Source organism: Sphingobium sp. OAS761 (genome assembly GCF_024168485.1).
GTDB lineage: Bacteria > Pseudomonadota > Alphaproteobacteria > Sphingomonadales > Sphingomonadaceae > Sphingobium.
In genome coordinates, this window is the sequence record NZ_JALJVY010000009.1 from 94429 (window position 1) to 114946 (window position 20518).

The 20518-nt window shown below is 64.8% G+C and carries 20 protein-coding genes; 11 read left to right on the forward strand and 9 right to left on the reverse strand.

Annotation, left to right across the window (positions count from 1 at the left end; genetic code table 11):
• The first annotated feature begins 8 nt into the window (after positions 1-8).
• From J3E64_RS13415 to J3E64_RS13440, 6 genes are read left to right on the forward strand one after another with little or no spacing between them, the layout of a single operon-like run.
• On the forward strand, positions 9-1628 hold the full coding sequence (locus J3E64_RS13415) for a tetratricopeptide repeat protein (protein ID WP_253343527.1): 1620 nt from the start codon (positions 9-11) through the stop codon (positions 1626-1628).
• On the forward strand, positions 1615-2496 hold the full coding sequence (locus tag J3E64_RS13420; protein WP_253343528.1) for a 4-(cytidine 5'-diphospho)-2-C-methyl-D-erythritol kinase: 882 nt from the start codon (positions 1615-1617) through the stop codon (positions 2494-2496). The genes J3E64_RS13415 and J3E64_RS13420 overlap by 14 nt, the downstream gene beginning before the upstream one ends.
• On the forward strand, positions 2493-3209 hold the full coding sequence (locus J3E64_RS13425) for an N-formylglutamate amidohydrolase (protein ID WP_253343529.1): 717 nt from the start codon (positions 2493-2495) through the stop codon (positions 3207-3209). Before J3E64_RS13420 ends, J3E64_RS13425 begins: the two co-directional genes overlap by 4 nt.
• Positions 3206-3571 carry a hypothetical protein gene (locus tag J3E64_RS13430; protein ID WP_253343530.1) on the forward strand — a complete coding sequence of 122 codons (366 nt, stop codon included), beginning with the start codon at positions 3206-3208 and terminating at the stop codon, positions 3569-3571. Before J3E64_RS13425 ends, J3E64_RS13430 begins: the two co-directional genes overlap by 4 nt.
• On the forward strand, positions 3568-4935 hold the full coding sequence (locus J3E64_RS13435) for an NAD(P)H-hydrate dehydratase (protein WP_253343531.1): 1368 nt from the start codon (positions 3568-3570) through the stop codon (positions 4933-4935). The genes J3E64_RS13430 and J3E64_RS13435 overlap by 4 nt, the downstream gene beginning before the upstream one ends.
• Positions 4932-6131, forward strand: a complete 1200-nt coding sequence (locus tag J3E64_RS13440; protein ID WP_253343532.1) for a class I SAM-dependent RNA methyltransferase — start codon at positions 4932-4934, stop codon at positions 6129-6131. The genes J3E64_RS13435 and J3E64_RS13440 overlap by 4 nt, the downstream gene beginning before the upstream one ends.
• A 67-nt stretch (positions 6132-6198) precedes the next feature.
• On the opposite strand, the gene J3E64_RS13445 is transcribed toward J3E64_RS13440, so the two are convergent.
• The 3 genes from J3E64_RS13445 to J3E64_RS13455 all read right to left on the reverse strand — a co-directional run bounded on the left by J3E64_RS13445 (position 6199) and on the right by J3E64_RS13455 (position 10030).
• Positions 6199-7401: a type III PLP-dependent enzyme gene (locus tag J3E64_RS13445; protein WP_253343533.1), complete on the reverse strand. Its 1203-nt coding sequence runs from the start codon at positions 7399-7401 to the stop codon at positions 6199-6201.
• Between the two features lie 148 nt (positions 7402-7549).
• Positions 7550-8722 carry a carboxynorspermidine decarboxylase gene (locus J3E64_RS13450; RefSeq protein ID WP_253343534.1) on the reverse strand — a complete coding sequence of 391 codons (1173 nt, stop codon included), beginning with the start codon at positions 8720-8722 and terminating at the stop codon, positions 7550-7552.
• 102 nt (positions 8723-8824) lie between these two features.
• Positions 8825-10030 carry a saccharopine dehydrogenase family protein gene (locus J3E64_RS13455; protein WP_253343535.1) on the reverse strand — a complete coding sequence of 402 codons (1206 nt, stop codon included), beginning with the start codon at positions 10028-10030 and terminating at the stop codon, positions 8825-8827.
• A 199-nt stretch (positions 10031-10229) separates the two neighbouring features.
• Here J3E64_RS13455 and J3E64_RS13460 point away from each other — a divergent pair, with 199 nt between their 5' ends.
• The gene (locus J3E64_RS13460; protein WP_253343536.1) at positions 10230-10793 is read left to right on the forward strand and encodes a fasciclin domain-containing protein; all 564 of its coding nucleotides are present in this window, start codon (positions 10230-10232) and stop codon (positions 10791-10793) included.
• A gap of 59 nt (positions 10794-10852) precedes the next feature.
• Here the strand turns inward: J3E64_RS13460 and J3E64_RS13465 are convergent, their stop codons facing one another.
• From J3E64_RS13465 to J3E64_RS13475, 3 genes are read right to left on the reverse strand one after another with little or no spacing between them, the layout of a single operon-like run.
• On the reverse strand, positions 10853-11200 hold the full coding sequence (locus J3E64_RS13465; protein WP_253343537.1) for a GFA family protein: 348 nt from the start codon (positions 11198-11200) through the stop codon (positions 10853-10855).
• Positions 11201-11228: 28 nt separating this feature from the next.
• Positions 11229-12812, reverse strand: coding sequence for a cisplatin damage response ATP-dependent DNA ligase (locus J3E64_RS13470; RefSeq protein WP_253343538.1), 1584 nt, complete (start codon positions 12810-12812; stop codon positions 11229-11231).
• Entirely contained in the window at positions 12812-13804 is a 993-nt protein-coding gene (locus J3E64_RS13475) for a ligase-associated DNA damage response exonuclease (protein WP_253343539.1), read from the reverse strand. Before J3E64_RS13475 ends, J3E64_RS13470 begins: the two co-directional genes overlap by 1 nt.
• A gap of 146 nt (positions 13805-13950) precedes the next feature.
• On the opposite strand from J3E64_RS13475, the gene J3E64_RS13480 reads away from it, so the two are divergent.
• Both J3E64_RS13480 and J3E64_RS13485 read left to right on the forward strand, forming a co-directional pair.
• Positions 13951-15177, forward strand: coding sequence for a DUF3419 family protein (locus J3E64_RS13480; RefSeq protein ID WP_253343540.1), 1227 nt, complete (start codon positions 13951-13953; stop codon positions 15175-15177).
• Positions 15178-15200: 23 nt separating this feature from the next.
• Positions 15201-15830 (forward strand): class I SAM-dependent methyltransferase, encoded by a 630-nt coding sequence (locus J3E64_RS13485; protein WP_253343637.1) that lies wholly within the window; start codon positions 15201-15203, stop codon positions 15828-15830.
• Between the two features lie 19 nt (positions 15831-15849).
• Here the strand turns inward: J3E64_RS13485 and J3E64_RS13490 are convergent, their stop codons facing one another.
• The 3 genes from J3E64_RS13490 to murI all read right to left on the reverse strand — a co-directional run bounded on the left by J3E64_RS13490 (position 15850) and on the right by murI (position 18727).
• A complete protein-coding gene (locus tag J3E64_RS13490) occupies positions 15850-16386 on the reverse strand; it encodes a hypothetical protein (protein WP_253343541.1) in 537 nt (178 codons plus the stop codon).
• Between the two features lie 128 nt (positions 16387-16514).
• Entirely contained in the window at positions 16515-17741 is a 1227-nt protein-coding gene (gene hemA / locus J3E64_RS13495; protein ID WP_367398633.1) for a 5-aminolevulinate synthase, read from the reverse strand.
• A gap of 182 nt (positions 17742-17923) precedes the next feature.
• Entirely contained in the window at positions 17924-18727 is an 804-nt protein-coding gene (gene murI / locus J3E64_RS13500; RefSeq protein WP_253343638.1) for a glutamate racemase, read from the reverse strand.
• Positions 18728-18826: 99 nt separating this feature from the next.
• Between murI and plsY the strand changes: the two genes are divergently transcribed.
• Positions 18827-19438, forward strand: a complete 612-nt coding sequence (gene plsY / locus J3E64_RS13505; RefSeq protein ID WP_253343543.1) for a glycerol-3-phosphate 1-O-acyltransferase PlsY — start codon at positions 18827-18829, stop codon at positions 19436-19438.
• On the forward strand, positions 19435-20517 hold the full coding sequence (gene dprA / locus J3E64_RS13510) for a DNA-processing protein DprA (RefSeq protein WP_253343544.1): 1083 nt from the start codon (positions 19435-19437) through the stop codon (positions 20515-20517). Before plsY ends, dprA begins: the two co-directional genes overlap by 4 nt.
• Position 20518 lies beyond the last annotated feature (1 nt).

A 20518-nucleotide genomic window follows, 5' to 3' on the forward strand; every position in this document is an offset into this window, starting at 1 on the left:
CCGTCCTGATGCTGGCACTGCCGTCCGTGGCGGCGGCGTCGGTCGAACCTGACAGTGCGCTCCATGCCTATGCGCGGGCGCGCTTCGCGGACGATTCAGGCGTGCAGGCGCTCGCGGTCGAGAGCTATCGGGCGGCGCTCAGGTTTGATCCGGCCAGCCTGGACATCGCGCGCCGCTCCTATTTTCAGGCGCTGGAGGCAGGAGATAAGGCGCTGGCCTTGCGATCGGCAGCGCTGCTGGACAATGGCGGAATGCTGCCGCGAGACGGCACTTTGCTGCGTCTTGGCGATGCGTTGGCGCGCAAAGACTGGGCGGGCGCCCGAACGCTGGCCGACAGGATGGTGGAGGAGGCGAATTTTGCCTTTCTCGCGCCGGTGGTACGAAGCTGGATTTCGCTGGGTGAGGGCAGTTATGCGCCCCCCGTCGTCGATCCGCAGGATCGATTTGCGGCGCTGGTCCAGCGCTATGTCGACGAGCATGTCGCATTGCAGGCGTTGGCCCGCAAGGATGTGACCGCCGCCTTGCCCGCCATCCGCCGGGCGCTGGCGCAGCGTTCGACTGACGCCCAGGCCTTGCGGCTGACATTCGCGGCGCAACTGGCGATGCGTGGCGCGAAAGCCGAAGCCCTGATGCTCGTGCCGGCCGGCGATCTGCAATTTGCCCGTGCGCGCGCGGATATCGAGCGCGGGCGGAAGATCGCCAACGGCGCCTCCCTGACGCCAGCCCAAGGGGTGGCAAGGCTGTTTGCGCGGCTGGCGGTGGATGTGGGGTCGGATCAATCCGCCGTGTTGCTGGGGCTGCGACTGGCGCGCATGGCGACTTTTGCCGATCCTGCATCCGAGGAAGCGCGCATCGTCACCGCCCGCCTTCTGACTGCGGCAGGATATTCCGACGCCGCCGTGGCGGAGGTTCGGCAGGTTCCGGCAGACGGCTGGTATGGCGTGCTTGCGCAGAGCGAGTTGGTCGATGCTCTGGCGGGCGCGGGTGATACGCAGGGCGCACTCATCCTGGCACGCAGGCTCGCCGCCGCGCCGGGTGCCGACGCCGCGCGTCAGGTCGCGTTGGGCCGCCTGCTGGCGCAAGCGGACGACTTCGACGGCGCCGCCGCCGCATTCCGGGCCGCGCAAGCGGGGTACGCCGATGACAAGATGCCATGGACATTGCTGTTGTTCGAGGGCAGCGCGCTTGAGCAGGGCCAACATTGGAACAAAGCACGCGCCGTTCTGGAGCGGGCCGCGCGCATTGCACCCAATGAGCCAGTCATTCTCAACTATCTGGGCTACGCACAGATCGAACGCCGACAGAATATCGACGAGGCATTGGCGCTGCTGAAGCGCGCGAGTGCGCTCAAGCCGCAAGATCCGTCCATCACCGACTCGCTTGGATGGGCCCAGTTCGTGACGGGCCATGTCGATGCCGCCTTGCCCGTGCTGGAACGCGCAGCCGCAGCCGCACCGGCTGATGTCACGATCAACGAACATCTCGGCGATGCGCTGTGGACCGCTGGCCGGCGCTATGAGGCCCGCTACGCATGGCGGGCGGCATCGGTCTATGCCGACGGCGACGTGGCTGACCGGCTGGCGGCGAAAAGGATAGAAGGCCTGAAACCTGAATATGCCGCACCCTGACACGGCAGCGGACGCGGTGACGCTGGCGGAAACCGCCTATGCCAAGGTGAATGTCGCGCTGCATGTCCGCGGGCGTCGCTCCGATGGCTATCATGCACTGGAAAGCCTGTTCGTATTTGCTGAGGACGGCGACCTGTTGCACGCCGACATCTCCGACGATGGCGCCATAGACCTGATCATCGATGGCCCGTTCGGCGATGCGTTGTCCTCAGGACCGGACAATCTGGTCGTGCGGGCGGCGCGGGCGCTCCAGTCCTATCTGGGCGAGCAACGGGGGGCGGTCATTCGCCTGACCAAGATGGTGCCCGTCGCTTCGGGGATAGGCGGCGGGTCTGCCGATGCGGCAGCGACGCTGCGACTGCTCGCGCGGCTTTGGGACGTAAGGATCGATGACAGGGAACTCGCGGACCTGGGCTTGCCGCTGGGGTCCGACATACCCGCCTGTATCGCCAGCACCACGCAGATGGTGCGGGGGCGGGGCGAACATCTGGCCCGGCAAACGGTCGCCGGGCTGGACGGCATGCCGATGCTGCTCGTCAATCCCGGCGTATCTGTCCCCACGGGGCATGTGTTTGCGCGCTGGAACGGACAGGATGGCGGCGCGCTCGATACCGGGAGTCTTCAGGCGTTGGTGGAGCATGGGCGCAACGATTTGGAGGCGCCGGCCATTGCGATCGCGCCGGCAATTGCCGACATACTGGCCGCGCTGCGAGCGCTTGGCGGGCTTATCTTGGCGCGCATGTCGGGATCGGGTGCGACCTGTTTTGCGCTTTTCGAGACCGAGACGGCGCTAACTCAGGCTGCCATGACCGTCGGCGGGGAACACCCCGACTGGTGGACGATGAAAACAAAGATACGTGCGGGATGAGCGAGGCGGCGATATATCTGGAGGGGCGGGGCGCGGATCTGCTGATCGTCGCGGATCATGCATCGTCCCATGTGCCCGCCGATGTCGACCTGGGCATCGACGCCGACCTGCTGAAACAGCATGTCGCTGTCGACATCGGTGTGGCACCCGTCGCCCGTCTCCTTTCATCCGATCATGGCTGGCCAGCCATTCTTGGGGGCGTATCGCGGCTGGTGATCGACCTCAATCGCGAACCGGATGCGCCGGGTTTGCTGCCGTTGTCCAGCGACGGGCATATCATTTCCGGGAACCGCACCGCTGACCTTCAGGACAGGATGCGCCGATTCTATCATCCCTATCATCAGCGCCTCGGGGCGTTGCTGGCGGCGATGACAAACCCGTTCATCCTGTCGCTCCACAGCTTTACCCCGCAGCTGCAAAGCGACCCCGACCAGCTGCGACCGTGGGACATAGGCGTCCTGTACAATGAAGACGAACGCGCCGCGCGGATTGCTATTCCCATGCTGCGATCCGCAGGATTGAAGGTCGGCGACCAGCAACCCTATTCCGGACGGTTGCTGAACGCCACCATGAACCGACACGCCGAGGCCGGAGGCATCCCTTATCTGGGAGTCGAGATGCGGCAGGATCTGGTGGCAGACGCTGCCGGACAGCGGCGCTTCGCCGACCTGCTTGCGCCGGTCGTGAAGGAATGTCGGAGGCAACTGACATGAGACGGACCGCAATCGCTGTAGCGATAATGGTGTTCGCTCTGGGTGCTTGTGACGCCCGCCAGCCTCCCGCTGGTGGAGCGGGCGGAACAGCCCAGGACGAGCGACTTGCCGACTGCGCGATCGGTGCCGATGCCCCCTGGGCGCATGACTGTGCTCTAGAGCGCGACGGACGCATGTTGATCATTCGTCACCCTGATGGAGGGTTCCGTCGTTTCCGCGTTCTGGACAACGGCCGCGGGCTTGAAGCGATTGACGGCGCAGAGGTTGCGCAGCTTCAGATCGTCGATCAGGGAAAGATTGAGGTCAGGATCGGCGGCGATCGCTACCGGTTGCCGGCTGTCATCGCGGGCGAGGTTCATTGAACGGCGGTGAACCGATCGTGACCGCAGCGCAGATGCGGGCTGCTGAACAGGCGGTCTTTGCGTCCGGCGCCGCCGAATATGACGTGATGGAGCGGGCAGGCGAGGCCGCGACGGAGATCATCTGGCGGGCGGGCCACCGACGCGATGCGCTGGTTCTGTGCGGCCCGGGCAACAACGGCGGCGATGGCTTCGTCGTTGCGCGACGGCTTCGGGATCGTGGCGTCCCCGTGCGGGTCGCGGCGCTCGGCGAGAGCCGCACGCCCTCCGGCGCGCGTGCCCGGAACGCGTGGGATGGACCGGTCGAGGACATCATGATGGCCGCGCCCGGTTCGCAACTGGTCGATGCATTATTCGGTACGGGGCTGACCCGCGGACTGTCCGACGAGCTGAGCCATCGCCTGTGCGCATTGGCCCAAGGTGCTGCCCTTAGCCATGCAATCGACCTGCCCAGCGGCGTCGATACCGATACGGGGGCGCTGTTGTCGGCGATACCGGTGTTCGGAACGTGCATCGCGCTGGGGGCATGGAAGCCTGCCCATTTTCTTCACCCCGCCGCGGCATGGATCGTCCGACCCGTGCTGGCCGATATCGGCGTTCCGGTCGATAGCGAGGTCCGGCGCCTGCCTTCCCCGCGCCTGAATGCTCCGGTAGCGAACGCCCATAAATATAGCAGGGGTTTGGTTGCCGTCCTGGGGGGCGAAATGGACGGGGCGGCTGCGCTGGCCGCGACCGCGGCGGCACGCTCGGGCGCCGGCATGGTGCGTCTGGTCGGCGGAACAGGCAGGGAGGTCCTGCCCCACGCAGTGGTCCGTCAGCAGGATCAAGATCTTGGCGATCCGCGCATTGCCGTCGTGCTGGCCGGCCCGGGCCTGGGTCTGGCGCAGGCGGGGAAAGACCGCTTGTCGGGTGCGATCCGCGCCGGGCATCCGCTGGTGCTCGACGCAGACGCGCTTTCATTGCTGGCCGGCACGGGTGATTTTCCTGCCAGAGCCATTCTGACACCGCATGAAGGCGAATTCCGCCGCCTGTTCGGCGATTTGCCGGGCAGCAAGCTGGACCGGGCATTGGCGGCGGCGCGGCGCAGCGGCGCCGTCATCGTCTACAAGGGGCCAGATAGCGTGATCGCCGCGCCCGATGGGCGCGTCACCGTCTCCGCCGGCGCGTCCCACTGGCTTTCGACCGCGGGCACGGGAGATGTGCTCGCCGGCATCATCGCTGCGCGAATGGCTGTCACCGGTGACCGGTTCCGCGCGGCGTGCGAAGGGGTCTGGCTGCACGGAGAGGCGGCAAGAAGGGCCGGACCGGGATTGATCGCGGACGATTTGCCCGATGCGCTGCGCGCGGTTATCGCGTCTCGATCATGACCGACACCGACATCATCATTCGCGTGGCCGCCAGGGGGGACGGGCTGACCGGCGATGGCCGCCACATCGCGCTGGCTGCGCCGGGCGACCGGATCGGGCCTGACGGGACGTTAGTGGCGGGTCCACATCGTGCCGTCCCGGCATGCACGCATTTCCCAGCCTGTGGCGGCTGCCAGCTCCAGCATCTCGATGAAGCAAGCCTTGCGGATTTCGTGACCGAACGCGTCGCGGGCGCTCTGGCCGGGCAGGGCATTGCGCCGGAAAGCCTGTTGCCGCCGCATCTGTCGCCGCCGATGACACGGCGTCGCGCATCTTTGCGGGCTGCGCGCAACGGCAAGCGCATCGTCATCGGATTTGCGCAGGAGGGAAGCCACGCGCTGATCGACCTGAACATGTGCGCCGTGCTCGATGCCCGGTTGTTCGCCCTGCTGAAACCGCTCCGGACGCTGCTGGGTGAAATCCTGCCGGACAAGCGTGCCGCGCATGTGCGCATGTCGGTCGTGGACCAGGGCGTCGACCTTCTGCTCGAAGGAGTCCGGTGCGCGGGGCTCGCAGCGGACGAACGACTGGGCGATTTCGCGCGGGTGCACGAATTGGCGCGCCTTACCATCGACGAAGGCGACGGGCCGCAGACGCGGTGGGAGCCTGAACCGGTTACCGTAAGCTTCGGCGGCGTGGCCGTTCCCTTTCCGCCCTTCTCTTTCCTTCAGGCGACGCCCGATGGGGAGCAAGCGCTGGTAGAAAGCGTACGCGACGCCCTGCCGCCCACCGGACCCGTCGCCGATCTGTTCTGCGGGCTGGGGACCTTCGCACTCGCAATCGGCGAGGGGCGGCCCGTTTACGCCGCCGAGGGCGCACGCGATGTCATTCTGTCTCTGAAGCAGGGTGCGGCACGCGCGCAGCGGCGGGTGGCGGCCGATCATCGCGACCTGTTCCGGCGGCCATTGATGCCGGAGGAACTGAACCGTTTCGCCGGCATCATATTAGACCCGCCACGCGCGGGCGCCAGGGAACAGGTGCTGCAATTGGCAAATTCCAGCGTGCCGGTGATTGCCTATGTGTCTTGCAATCCATCGAGCTTCGCGCGCGATGCCGCGCATCTGGCTGCAGCAGGCTATCGCCTGGCCAGCGTCAAACCGGTAGGCCAGTTCCGCTGGTCCACGCATGTGGAACTGGCTGGCATTTTCCACCGATAAAATTCGTCCCCCGACGCGGTGGCGTCGGGGGACAGGCACCCTCTCCCCAAGGGGCGCTTGGGCGTGATTATTTGCCCAGCTTGATCACGTTCGCGCGGCGGCGTTCCGGGGCAGCTTCGCCATAGAGGCTGGCCATCGGTTCATCCTCCACCTCGATCGTTGATTCGGATGTGAAGCCGTTGAAACCGGTCCGCATTGCCGCGCCATAGGCACCCAGCATCCCGACTTCTATATAATCGCCCGCCCGCACGTCGCCGGGCAGCATGAAGGGGCCGACCATATGGTCCATGTCGTCGCAGGTCGGACCGTAGAAGGAGAAACCTTCAAGCTCCGATTCGCTCTCATCGTCGCGCAGCAGGGTGACGGGGAACCGCCAGCCGATATGCGCCGCATCGAACAGCGCACCGTAAGCGCCGTCATTGATGTAGAGTTCCGTGCCGCGACGACGCTCCACCCGCACGATGATCGAGCTATATTCCGCAGAAAGCGCACGGCCGGGTTCGCACCACAGTTCCGACGAATAGCTGACCGGCAGGCTTTCGAAGCCACGATGGATCGCGTCGAAATAATGTTCGAGTGCGACCGGCTCCATGCCGGGATAGATGGACGGAAAACCGCCACCGACATCGATAATGTCGACCGTTACCGCGGCATCGACGATCGCGGCGCGCACGCGTTCGATGGCATCGCTATAGGCTTGGGGCGACATGGCCTGGCTGCCGACATGGAAGCAGATGCCCAGCGCATCGGCCGCCTGGCGGGTAGCCATCAGCAATTCACGGGTTTCCCCCAGTTCCGCGCCGAATTTCGACGCGAGGCTGAGTTCCGAATGTTCGGAAGACACGCGCAGACGCACGCACAGCTCCAGATCGGCCGCATCGCCGGTGGCGCGCATGATCTTTTCCAGCTCGTCCATCGTGTCGAGCGAGAAGGTGCGCACGCCATGGGCATGATAGGCTTCGGCGATCGCTTCCTCGGCCTTGACCGGGTGCATGAAGCACAGCTTGGCCTGGTCTTCGCCCGCGAGCGTTTCTGCCACCAGACGCACTTCGGCGATGGAGGCCACGTCGAAATGCGTGATTCCCGACGCGAACAGCGTACGGATAAGGTCGGCAGAAGGATTCGCCTTCACCGCATAGAGCGAGCGGCCCGGAAACTTATCGACGAAGAATCGGGCGGCGCGGGCCGCGGCCTGCGGACGTATCAGCGTTACCGGTGCTGCCGGTTTGAGGGCGGTAGCTACCCCCAGCGCGCTATGATGCTTGTGCAACTCAAGGGACCTCCAGTGTAGTCGTTGGCAATCAAGCTGCCTTGCGGTGGAAGTCCCATGGGGCAGCGGACGGTCGATATATGCGGAGGGGTCCCCCCTGTAAAGCGCACATGTAAATTTTGTTGCGCAGTCGGCTACGAAACGTGCGTTAAGAGAGACGGGCCTTGAAATCCTGGTAGGAAAAGGTGCGGATTTCCTTCAGTTCGTCGGTGTCACTGTTCCACAGCCAGATGGCCGGCAGCGGCACGCCGTTGAAAGTGTTGGTCTTCACCATCGAATAATGGGCCTGGTCGAGGAAGGCGATACGCGCGCCCGGCTCGGCTCCGCCGGGCACGCGATAGTCGCCGATGATGTCGCCGGCGAGGCAGGAGGGGCCGCCGAGTCTCGTCACGGGGCCGTCGACCGGCTCGTGCAGCATTGCCGGGCGATAAGGCGCCTCGATCACGTCGGGCATGTGGCAGGTGGCGCTGATGTCGGTGATGGCGACTTGCATGCCATTGTCGATCACGTCGAGGATTTCGCCGATCAATATGCCCGCGTCGAGCGCCATCGCCTCGCCCGGTTCGATATAGAGTTCGAGGCCGGTCTGCCCCTTGACCTTCCGGAGAAAGGCCACGAGGTCGTCGATCTGGTAATCGGCTCGGGTGACATGGTGGCCGCCGCCGAAATTGAGCCATTTGAGCGTGCTGACGTGCGGCATGACGAACGGCTCGATCGCCGCCCATGTCCGCTCGAGCGGCCCCAGATCCTGTTCGCACAGATTGTGGACGTGCAGGCCGGACACACCATCCAGATGTTCCGGGCGAAGCTGATCGACCGGGAAGCCAAGGCGGCTATGCGGTTGGGACGGATCATATTTGGGCACTTCGCCTTCGGGATGAAGCGGATTGAGGCGCAGGCCGATGTCGAAGTTCACACCGTCACTGCGCGCTGCTTCGATCACGGGCTTCATCCGCGCGATCTGACCGGGGCTGTTGAAAATCACATGGTCTGAAATCCGGAGGATTTCGGCCAGGTCGTCGGGCTTGTAGGCGGCGCAATAGGTCGCCACTTCGCCCCTATATTCCTCGCGGCCAAGACGCGCCTCATAGATGCCCGACGCGCAGACGCCATCGAGATATTCGCCGATCACGCCGCCCAGCGACCACATGGAAAAGGCCTTGAGCGCGCCCAGCACCCTGATGCCCGCGCGATCGCCGATGTCGCGCAGCACGGCAAGGTTGCGCCGCACTGCCGCCTCATCGACCACGAAGGCGGGCGAGGGCACGCGATAGAGGTCGAAACGGGCGAATGCGGCGGGATCGCCGGCTTTTGTTTCCATTGATAATTCTCCGTCATGCCGGCGGAAGCTGGCATCTCAGGCGACAAGACACGGCGTGATGGCACGAGACCCCAGCCTGCGCTGGGGTGACGATTACAATCGTCAGAAATCCAGCGGCTTATCCAGTTCCTTTACCTGCCAGGGCAGGCCGTGCTTGTTCAGCATGTCCATGAAGGGATCGGGATCGAACTGTTCGATGTTGAACACGCCGTCCCCCTTCCACGCGCCCGTCAGCATCATCGCCGCGCCGATCATCGCGGGGACACCGGTAGTGTAGCTGACCGCCTGGTTGCCGGTTTCGGCATAGGCGTCCTCATGGTCGCAGACCTGGTAGACATAGACGGTTTTCTGCTTGCCGTCCTTTTCGCCGGTGGCGATGTCGCCGATATTGGTCTTGCCCTTGGTGGTCGAACCCAGGCTCGACGGTTCGGGCAGCACGGCTTTCAGGAACTGGAGCGGAATGATCTCCTGACCATTGTAGATGACCGGGTCAATGCGGGTCATGCCGACATTCTGGAGCACCTCCAGATGCTTGAGGTAGGCGTCACCGAAGGTCATCCAGAAGCGGATGCGATTGATTTCAGGATAGAATTTTGCGAGCGATTCCAGTTCCTCATGATACATGAGGTACATGTTCTTTTCGCCCACCTGGTCGAAATCGAACGCCTGCTTGTGGCTGAGCGCCGGCCCTTCGACCCATTGCCCATCCGCCCAGTGGCGTGAAGGCGCGGTCACTTCGCGGATGTTGATTTCCGGGTTGAAGTTGGTGGCGAAATGCTGGCCATGGTCGCCGCCGTTGCAATCGAGAATGTCGAGCGTGTCGATCCGGTCGAGCAGATGCTTCTTGATGTAGCTGGCGAACACGCTGGTGACGCCGGGATCGAAGCCGGAGCCGAGCAGCGCCATGATGCCGGCTTCCTTGAAACGCTCCTGATAGGCCCACTGCCAGCTATATTCGAACTTGGCGGTGTCGCGCGGCTCATAGTTGGCGGTGTCGAGATAATCGGTTTTGGTCGCAAGGCAGGCGTCCATGATCGCAAGATCCTGATAGGGCAGGGCCAGGTTCACGACGAGCTTGGGCTGCACCTTCTCGATGAGTGCGATCGTTTCCTCGACATTGTCGGCATCGACCTGGGCGACGTCGATGGTGACGCCGGTCCGCGCCTTCACCGATTCGGCGACCTTCTCGCAAGAGACGATCCGGCGGCTGGCCAAGGTGATGTGGCTGAAGATGTCGCTGTTCATCGCCATCTTGTGAACCGCGACAGAGCCGACGCCGCCCGCGCCGATGACCAGAACCTTGCTCAATCTTTTCTCCATTTGTCTGCCCGCGCCGACCCGCGCGAAAGCGCCCATATAGGGACGCGACGTGACAGCGCAAAGTCAGTTGCGCACCGACACCCTTACCCCCTGTCTTTTAGGGCAGTGACGCAGCCTATGGCTTCTTCAAACGTAGGGACGGCATCCCCGGCAAATGCGGGGGCACGGACGAGGAAGGACCTGGCACATGAAAATCTCTTCTCTGTCGCTCGCGGTTGCGGGCGCGCTCTTGAGCGTCGGTGGCGCGGCGGTCGCCAACCATCATGAGGGCAAGAACCCGATGGTCGGCGGCGCGGCGATGTATCCGACCAAGGACATCATCGACAATGCGGTCAATTCGAAGGATCACACGACCCTGGTCGCAGCGGTGAAGGCGGCCGGACTGGTCGAAACGCTCAAGGGGCCGGGGCCGTTCACCGTTTTCGCGCCGACCAACCAGGCCTTCCAGAAGCTGCCCGCGGGCACTGTCGACACGCTGCTGAAGCCCGAGAACAAGGCGCAGCTGACGAGCGTGCTGACCTATCATGTGGTGGCGGGCAAGCTTTCCGCAGCCGACCTGATCGCGCAGGCCAAGGCCAATGGTGGCAAGGCGACCCTGACCACGGTTCAGGGCGAGCCGCTGACCGCCTGGGTGCAGGGTCCCAACGTCTGGTTGCAGGACGCCAAGGGTGGAAAGGCGAAGGTGACGATCGCCGACGTCAACCAGTCCAACGGCGTGATCCATGTCATCGACACGGTGCTGATGCCCTGACCGACGCGATGGCATGAGAGACGGCCGGCCCGAATGCACGCGGGCCGGCCGTTTTTCGTTCAGAAGCTCGCGCCGTCGACCTTCTGGATGTTGAGCGCATCGATATCGACATCCGGCACGCAGCGCAGGTTGATGGCGCGCATGGCACCGTCGGGCGAATCGCCCAGCGCAAAGGCCTGGGTGCCGCAGGTCTTGCAGAATTGGTGCGTGATCTTGTGCTTGTAGAACTGATAGTCGGTGAGCTGGTCCGCGCCGCTATCGAGCGTGAACCGGTCGGCCGGCACGAATGTGAGGACGAAGCCCTTGCGGCTGCAATGCGAACAGTTGCAGGTCATGGCTTCGGCAGGCGTGTCGGCATCGACGCTGAAGGTGACGGCGCCGCAGTGGCAGCTTCCGGTATAGGGCATGAACGTTCTCCTTTTGATCCGTTATGCGTCAACTCACCAGTTTCTTCAATCCGATGACCGTATCAGCCTCATGCGCTGGCTTGTCCTTGCGGATGCGTGCGATCCTCGGGAAGCGCATGGCAAGACCCGACTTGTGGCGCTTGCTGTCGTGGATGGAGTCGAAGGCGACTTCCAGCACCAGCGTTTTTTCCACCTCCCGCACCGGGCCGAAACGATTGACCGTGTTCTGCCGCACGAAGCGGTCCAGCCATTTCAGTTCCTCGTCAGTGAAGCCGCTATAAGCCTTGCCCACCGGCAACAGATCGCCGTCCTCGGTCCAGCAGCCGAACGTGAAGTCGGAATAGAAGGAGGAACGTTTCCCGTGGCCGCGCTGCGCATACATCATGACGCAATCGGCGGTCAGCGGATCGCGCTTCCACTTGTACCAGAGTGCCGCCTTGCGCCCGGCGACATAGGGGCTGTCGCGACGTTTGAGCATCACTCCCTCGATCGCCGCGTCGCGGGCGCCGGCGCGAATGTCGGCGAGGGTCGAAAAATCGGGCGCGTCGATCAGTTGCGAGAGGTCGAAGCGGTCGGGGTCCAGGGTCGGCGCGAAGGCTTCGAGGCGGGCGCGGCGGTCGGTCCATGGCAGAGCGCGCAGGTCGTCCTCGCCCTCGATCAGCAGGTCGTAGAGGCGGACGAAGGCGGGGAAGTCCTCCATCATCTTGGTGGTGACGGCCTTGCGGCCGAGGCGTTGCTGGAGCGCGTTGAAGCTCGCGGCTTCGCCGCCCTGAAACTCACCTTTCACCAGCAGTTCGCCGTCGAGGACGGCATGGCCGGAGAAGGCTTGCGCGATTTCGGGAAAGCTGCCGGAGATATCGTCGCCGGCGCGACTGTAAAGCCGGGTTTCGGCGCCTGTGCCGACAATCTGGATGCGGATGCCGTCCCATTTCCATTCGGCGGCATAGTCGCTGAGATCAACGCTGTCGGCTTCGAACGGATGGGCAAGCATGAAGGGACGGAAATAGGGCGTGCCTTCGGGATCGGGCCGGGCGCTGTGGCCTTCTGCCCAGTCGAACAAGGCGGCATAGGGCGGGGCAAGCGCGTGCCAGACCTGCTCCACATCATCGACGTCGAGGCCGAAGGCCTGGGCGAAGCCGGTCTTGGCTAGGCGGGCCGAGATGCCGACGCGCAAGCCGCCTGTGGCAAGTTTCAAGAGGGCGAAGCGGCCGGATGAGTCGAGATGGTCCATCATCTGCGCGAGCGCGTCCGGCGCATCAGCGCGGCTGACGCTGCGGAGGCGGTCGATGACGGCAGAGAGGCTGAGGGAGCCGTCGTCCTGTTCGGCGGGCCGGTCGTCGCGCCGTGGCCAAAGCAGGGCAACGGTTTCGGCGAGGTCTCCGACATAATCCCGGCTCATTTCATAGAGAACCGGATCGGTGCGGGCCCGGATCATTTCCCCGATGGCGGAGGACTTCACGGCCTTCAGGTCGAGATTGCCGGTGAGCGCAGCGAGCGCCCATCCTCGATCGGGATCAGGCGCTTCGCGCAGATAGGCGGAGATCAGGTTCAGCTTGCCGTTGCGCGCGCGGGTGTAGACCAGGCCGTCGAGGAGTTGCGAGAATGCGCGCATCACCCCTCATCCTCGTCTTCGCGGCCGACCATTGCCAGCGCGCGCGCCCGTATCTGATGTGTCATGCACCAGTGGAGAAGGGCCTCTTCCCGCCCGTGTGTGATCCAGGTTTCGGTCGGCGCGACTTCGCGGATGGTGTCGGTCAGCTCATCCCAGTCCGCATGGTCGGAAATGACCAGAGGCAGCTCGACATTTTTCTGCCGCGCCCGCTGCCGCACACGCATCCAGCCCGACGCCATGGCGGTGACGGGATTGGGCAGGCGGCGGCTCCAGCGGTCGTTGAGCGCTGACGGCGGCGCCAGGATGATATGGCCCCGCATCTCCTTGGCGGGGACGCCGGCGACGGGACGAAGCGCGCCCAGGTCGACGCCGAATTCGGCATAGAGCGCGCACATTCGTTCCAGCGCGCCGTGGATGTAGATGGCGTCATGATGGCCCCGTGCCCTGAGTTCGCAGATGACCCGCTGCGCCTTTCCCAGCGCATAGGCGCCGACCAGCACGCATCGGTCCGGTTGGGCGTGGAGCGCGGTAAGCAGCCGATCCATTTCGCTGCCGGTGTCCGGGTGGCGGAACACGGGCAGGCCGAAGGTCGCCTCGGTCACGAATATGTCGCACGGCACCGGTTCGAACGGCTTGCAGGTCGGGTCGGGGCGGCGCTTGTAGTCGCCCGTTACCACCACGCGCTCACCGGCATGTTCAAGGATGATCTGCGCCGATCCCAGCACATGACCGGCAGGGACATATTGGATGGCAACGCCGCCCATGCGCAACGTTTCGCCATAGTCGACCGGCGATCCGCTTGCCGTGCCATAGCGCAGGGCCATGATCGCCAGCGTTTCCCGTGTTGCCCAGACATGGCCATGGCCGCCGCGCGCATGGTCGGCATGACCGTGGGTCACGAGCGCGCGGTCGACCGGCACGGAAGGGTCGATCCACGCGTCGGCGGGGCGGACGTAGATGCCGGTAGGGTGCGGTTCGATCCAGTGGGCCATGGCAACAAAAGATGGGATGCGTGCCGTGGGTTCCGCAAGAGTGTGTGTCCGAAGGGGAGTCATCGCGGCGTAATGCCATCGTCATGCACATGACACGCCGTTGCCCTACTGCGCGCGGATCGAACGCGCAGCGGGGAGTAGCGCACATGGCCGTGTCAGCCCATCGGAACATCGCCAAGGCCGTGCACCGGCACCGCCACCTGTCCAGGCAGGGGCTGCTGGAACGCGCCTTCACCTTCGCCTTTCGCGGCCTGGTCTACGCCCAGATATGGGAAGACCCTGCCGTCGACATGGAAGCGCTGGCGATCACGCCGGACAGCCATGTCGTCACCATCGCGTCGGGCGGGTGCAATGTTCTTTCCTATCTGACTGCCGATCCGGCCGGGATAACGGCGGTTGACCTCAACACCGCCCACGTCGCGCTGAACAGGCTGAAACTGATGGCCGCGCGGACCTTGCCCGATCACGCTGCCTTCCACCGCTTCTTTGCCCAGGCCGACGACAGGGCGAACGTCGTGGCCTATCGCGACCTGGTTGCCCCACATCTGGACGATGCCACCCGGCGATATTGGGAAGGGCGCGACCTGATCGGCCGGCGGCGGATCGGCGGCTTTGCGCGGGGCATCTACAAGCATGGCCTGCTTGGCCGCTTCATCGGCGCGGCGCATCTGCTGGCGCGGCTGCACGGCGTCAATCCCCGGCGGATGCTCGACGCGCGGACGCGCGAGGAGCAACTGGAGATTTTCGAGCGCGAACTGGCGCCGATTTTTGAAAAGGGTTTCGTCCGTTGGCTGACGAGCCAACCGGCCTCGCTCTTTGGCCTGGGAATCCCGCCCGCGCAGTTCGAGGCGCTGGCCGGGGACGAACGGATGGATGCCGTGCTGAAAGCACGCCTCAAGAAGCTGGCCTGCGATTTTGATCTGAAAGATAATTATTTCGCGATGCAGGCGTTTGGACGGGGCTATGTGGCCGATAGTCCGGAAGCCGGGGCGCCGTTGCCCCCCTATTTGCAGGCGGCCAATCATGCCGCAGTGGTCGAGCGGGCGGACCGCGTGGATGTGCGGCACATCAACTTCACGGACTTCCTGGCGGGGCAGCCGGCCGCGTCGTGCGACCGCTATGTCCTGCTCGATGCGCAGGACTGGATGGACGACGATCAGTTGAACGCGCTGTGGGCGCAGATCACGCGAACCGCCCGTCCCGGCGCACGCGTCCTGTTCAGGACGGCCGGACAACCCAGCATCCTGCCCGGCCGGGTGCGCGGCGCGATCCTGGATCGCTGGACCTATCAGGCAGAAGCGTCGCTGGATTACACGGCGCGCGACCGGTCGGCCATTTATGGCGGCGTGCACCTCTATGTGCTGAAGGATTGAGCCGCGTGGACCATCGGAGCCTGATGGACGGCGTCTACCGCTGGCAACGGCATATCTACGACGCGACGCGCAAATATTATCTGCTGGGGCGCGACGGGCTGATCGCCGACCTCGATCCGCCGACCGGCGGAACGGTGCTGGAGATTGGCTGCGGCACTGGGCGCAACCTGATCGCGGTGGGCAAGGCATGGCCGGCAGCCACGCTCCATGGCGTCGACATCAGCGAGGCTATGCTGGCAACGGCGCGCGCCTCGGTGGTGAAGGCGGGCATGGGCGACCGCATCACGCTGGCGCAGGGCGATGCGTGCGGGTTCGACGCGCGGGCCCTGTTCGGGCGCGCGACGTTCGACCGGGTGTTCATCAGCTATGCGCTGTCGATGATCCCGGACTGGGAAGCGGCCCTGCGGCAGGCGGCGCGTTGCGTGGCGCCGGGCGGCAGGCTGGAGATTGTCGACTTCGGACAGCAGGAGCGGTTGCCGGCGCTTTGGAAGCGGGCGCTGTTCGGATGGCTGGGGGCGTTTCATGTGGCCCCGCGCGCGGGCCTGCGCGCGGCGGTCGAGCGGCTGGCGCAGGATGTCGGCGGCGTGGCACAGAGCCGGGCGCTCTATCGCGGCTATGCGGTGCGCGGCGGGTTGATCCGGGCTGAGGCATAAAATGCTTGCTGACGTGGTGTTACTGGGCGTCGATCGTCAGGTTTGTGTACAAAAATTCGCCGGTAGAGCAGATGAGACGAACAACCGGCACATCGACATCCAAAGCTATCGTCTGCTGCTGGCCAGCAAATTGCGCCACCACGGATTTGCCGTCATAGGCCAGGCTGAAAGGCCGTCCATCTTGCGTGTCTGCTAGGGGGAAGGGATCATGCGAAACCTCCCTGCCGCCTTTGCGTTCATCCCAGTTCGCAAAATGAAGGACTGCGTTCTTGTCCTTTGTCTTCGCGCCCAATTTTCCAGCAGGCAGGGCCGATAGGCTGAAGCCCGCCTGGTTTTGGCTGCTCGCGCCTGACTTTTCAGCCGCTTCCACAATCGCCAGACGTGTAAGTGGTACATATTCCTCAGATGCCGCTATGGCATTCACCTTCACCTGACCACGCACAATGAAGGGACCTTTAGGTGCTGGCAGCACCAGTTCAGAGAAATGGTCGGCGGCAGTATCGCAGTCGTAGGTGATGCCATTTGGAGCCGCCATTGCCGGCGCCGACGTCATCATGGCGAATGACGCTATCATGGCAGATATAATGCCAATCGTCCTAGAACTGCGAACCCTAATCATTTCTTCCCCTGCGATGAAGCAGGTGGCCACGAAAAAGACACGACCGCCAAGGCCTTGAGCCGCATCTAAGCCGCCCGCCGCTCCGCCTTTTCCAGATCCAGCCGGTCCCAGATTTCTGTCAGAGCCCCCACCAGATCGCGCATCATCGCCTCGTCATGCGCCGGGCCGGGGGTAAAGCGCAGGCGCTCCGTGCCGCGCGGAACGGTGGGGTAATTGATCGGCTGCACATAGGCGCCATATTCTGCGAGCAGGATGTCGCTGATCCGCTTGGCCTTGACCGGATCGCCCACCATGAGCGGAACGATGTGGGTGACCGAGTCCATCACGGGCAGGCCGGCGTCGCGCATCAACTGCTTCAGCAGCGCGGCCGATGCCTGTTGCCCCTCGCGCTCTTCGCTGGAGCCCTTGAGGTGGCGCACGCTCGCCAGCACGCCGGCGACCAGCACCGGCGAAAGCGACGTGGTGAAGATGAAGCCGGGGGCATAGCTGCGGATCACGTCGACGATCATCTGGTCGGCCGCGATATATCCTCCCATCACGCCGAACGCCTTGCCCAGCGTACCTTCGATGATCGTCACGCGATCCGCGACCTCGTCGCGTTCCGAAATGCCGCCGCCGCGCGGGCCGTACATGCCGACCGCATGCACTTCGTCCAGATAGGTAAGCGCGTTATATTCCTCGGCCAGATCGCAGATCGCGGCGATGGGCGCGACGTCGCCATCCATCGAATAGACGCTTTCGAAGGCGATCAACTTGGGCGCGTCGGGATCTTCGGCCGCGAGCAGTTCGCGCAGATGGTCGACGTCGTTATGCCGGAATACTCGCTTTTCGCAGCCCGAATTGCGGATGCCCGCGATCATCGACGCATGGTTCAGTTCGTCGGAAAAGACGATGCAGCCGGGCAACAGCTTCGCCAGCGTCGAGAGTGTGGCTTCGTTCGAGACATAGCCCGAGGTAAAGAGCAGGGCCGCTTCCTTGCCGTGCAGGTCGGCCAGTTCGGCTTCCAGATCGACATGATAATGGGTGTTGCCGCCGATATTGCGCGTGCCGCCCGATCCGGCACCGACGTCATGCAGCGCTTCCTCCATGGCGGCAACCACCTTGGGATGCTGCCCCATGGCGAGATAATCGTTGGAACACCAGACGGTGATCGGCTTGGGACCGTTATGGCCGTGGAAACAGCGGGCGTTGGGGAAGGCCCCCTTGTTGCGCAGGATGTCGATGAACACGCGATAGCGGCCCTCACTGTGGAGCCGGTCGATCGCTTGCGAAAAGATGTGCTTGTAATTCACTACGCCTGTCTTCCCGTTCATTCGCGCGTTTTTCTCTTTATGCCGCGCCATCCCCTGCATGTGCCGCCGCATTTAGCCAAGCGGCGCGATCATTACCAGCGCTAACCGCTCGCAACGATACGCAGAAATCCCTATCACCCTGATAGCGGAATTGGGCCATTGGACAAATGGCCCACCCCGGATCAAAGCGTTTCCAGGCGTGTGAGGCCATAGCCGGCCAGTGCGGGGCGCAGGGCTTCGACCCCTTCGTCCAGGCGGGTAAATATGGCGATCCCCGGCCCGGGCACGGCGGGCCAGGGCTGGTCGCGGGTCAGATAGGCGATGCGCCGCGCGATCCCGTCGCCGCCATGGACGAAACGGATCGGCTGTCGCGCCGCCTCCGTCAATTCGGCCTCCACCAGCGGGAAATGGGTGCAGGCCAGCACGACCATGTCCATCCGGTCCCCACCCGGCTGGTCGAACAGGCCCGCAAGCGCATTGCGCGCGACGGTCGGGTCCAGCGTTTCGCCGCGCAGCTTCGCCTCCGCCAGTTGCACCAGCGCCGCCGATCCGTGGCGCAGCACGGTGCAATCGGCGCCATGCTCGGCCGCAAGCCGGTCGACATAGGGCTGGCGCACTGTCGCATCGGTGCCCAGCACGCCGAATACCCGGTTTTTCGACAGCAGGGCGGCGGGCTTGATCGCCGGGACGGTACCCACCACGGGAATGTCCAGCGCTGCGCGCACATGCTGAAGCGCGATGGTCGACGCGGTGTTGCACGCGATGACGGCAAGGCGCGGGCGATAGCGTTCGACGAGCCGGCCAAGCAGGGCCGGCACGCGGGCGGCGATCTCCGCCTCGCTCTTTGTGCCGTAGGGAAAGCCCGCGCTGTCGGCCGCGTAGACGATGGGCGCCGTGGGCAATGCGGCGCGCGCCGGAGCAAGGATGGAAAGTCCGCCGACGCCGGAATCGAAGAAGAGGATGGGAGCGTCTGGTGCGACCTTCATGCGCCCGTGTGTCGCGGCGCCCGCCGACAGTGTCAACATCCGCATTGCCCCGCGCGCTTGTCACGCTATGGTCGCGCGTATCTTCTATCGGCGAACTTCATGGCACCTTTCTGGCTTCTTCCCCTTTTTGTGCTGGTCCTGGGCTATCTGCTCGGTTCCATTCCTTTCGGCCTGTTGCTCACCCGGTTCACCGGCGCGGGCGACCTGCGCCAGATCGGGTCCGGCAACATCGGCGCGACCAATGTGCTGCGGACGGGGCGCAAGGGGCTGGCGGCGGCGACCTTGCTGCTTGACCTGCTGAAGGGCGCGGCCGCCGTTCTGATCGGCGCGGCATTGCTGGATGGTGGCGGACCGATGGCCGGAGCGATGGCCTTCATCGGCCATTGCTATCCCGTATGGCTGCGCTTTGCCGGGGGCAAGGGCGTCGCAACGATGATGGGCGTGGTCAGCGCGCTATACTGGCCGGCCGGGATCGTCTTCGCGCTGGTGTGGCTGGCGATGCTGTTCGGCACGCGCTGGTCGTCCGTCGGCGGCATGTCGGCGGGCATCAGCGCTCCTGTCGCGATGTTTTTCCTGGGCCGGATCGAGTTCGTGCCCATATGCCTCGCGATGGCGCTGATCCTGCTATGGCGGCACCGCGCCAATATCGCGCGGCTGATGAGGGGCGAAGAACCCAGGGTCGGCAAGTCCAAGAGCGCCACCGCCGAATGAGCGAGCGGGAACGGTTCGACCGGCTGCGGCTCATCCGCTCTCCCCGGATCGGACCGGTCAGCTTCCGGCAATTGCTCGCCCGGTTCGGGACGGCGGGTGAGGCACTTCGCGCCATTCCCGATCTTGCGGCGCGCGGTGGCGGCAGGGCGAGCGTGGCCGATGCCGGCGCCGTCGAGCGGGAGATTGCTGCGACGCGAGCGCTCGGCGCACGATATTTGCTGATGGGCGATGCCGATTATCCGGCGCTGCTGGGCCAGATGGAAGGCGCGCCGCCCGCGCTGATCGTCCGGGGCGACATCGCGCTGACGGATCGGCCCTGCGTCGCGATGGTCGGCGCGCGAAACGCATCGGCGGCTGCATGCCGCTTCGCCCGGACGCTGGCGCAGGATCTGGGGGGACGGGGCGCGGTCATCGTGTCCGGGCTGGCGCGCGGCATCGATACGGAGGCGCATCGCGGATCGGTTGACAGCGGTACGATCGGCGTGATCGCCTGCGGCATCGATATCGTTTTTCCGCCGGAAAACGCGGATATGCAGGAGCGGATCGCCAGCGAAGGCCTGCTCGTGACCGAGCATCCACCGGGCGTGCAGCCGCTCGCCCGCCATTTCCCGGCGCGCAACCGGATCATCGCCGGGTTGGCGCTGGGGACGGTGGTGGTGGAGGCGGCGCCCAAATCCGGGTCGCTGATCACCGCGAGGCTGGCCGGAGAGGCAGGGCGCGAGGTGATGGCGGTGCCGGGATCGCCGCTCGACCCACGTGCGCAGGGCTGCAATCTGCTGATCCGCGAGGGCGCGATTCTGGTGCAGAATGGCGCGGACGTGATGGAGGCGATCGGCGGTTTCGATCCAAGGATGGTGCGGCAGGGCAGCTTTGACTTCATCGACGCGCCGGTGTCGAGCGACGTGGCGGAGGGCGAGCGCGCGGCGGTGATCGCGCTGCTGGGCGCGGCGCCGGTGCCGGTGGACGAAATCATCCGCCTGTCCGGCCTGTCGCCGGCGGTGGTGCAGACGGTGCTGCTGGAACTGGAGCTGGCGGGCGGGCTGGCGCGCCATGCGGGCGGGCGGGTCGCGCTGTCATGAG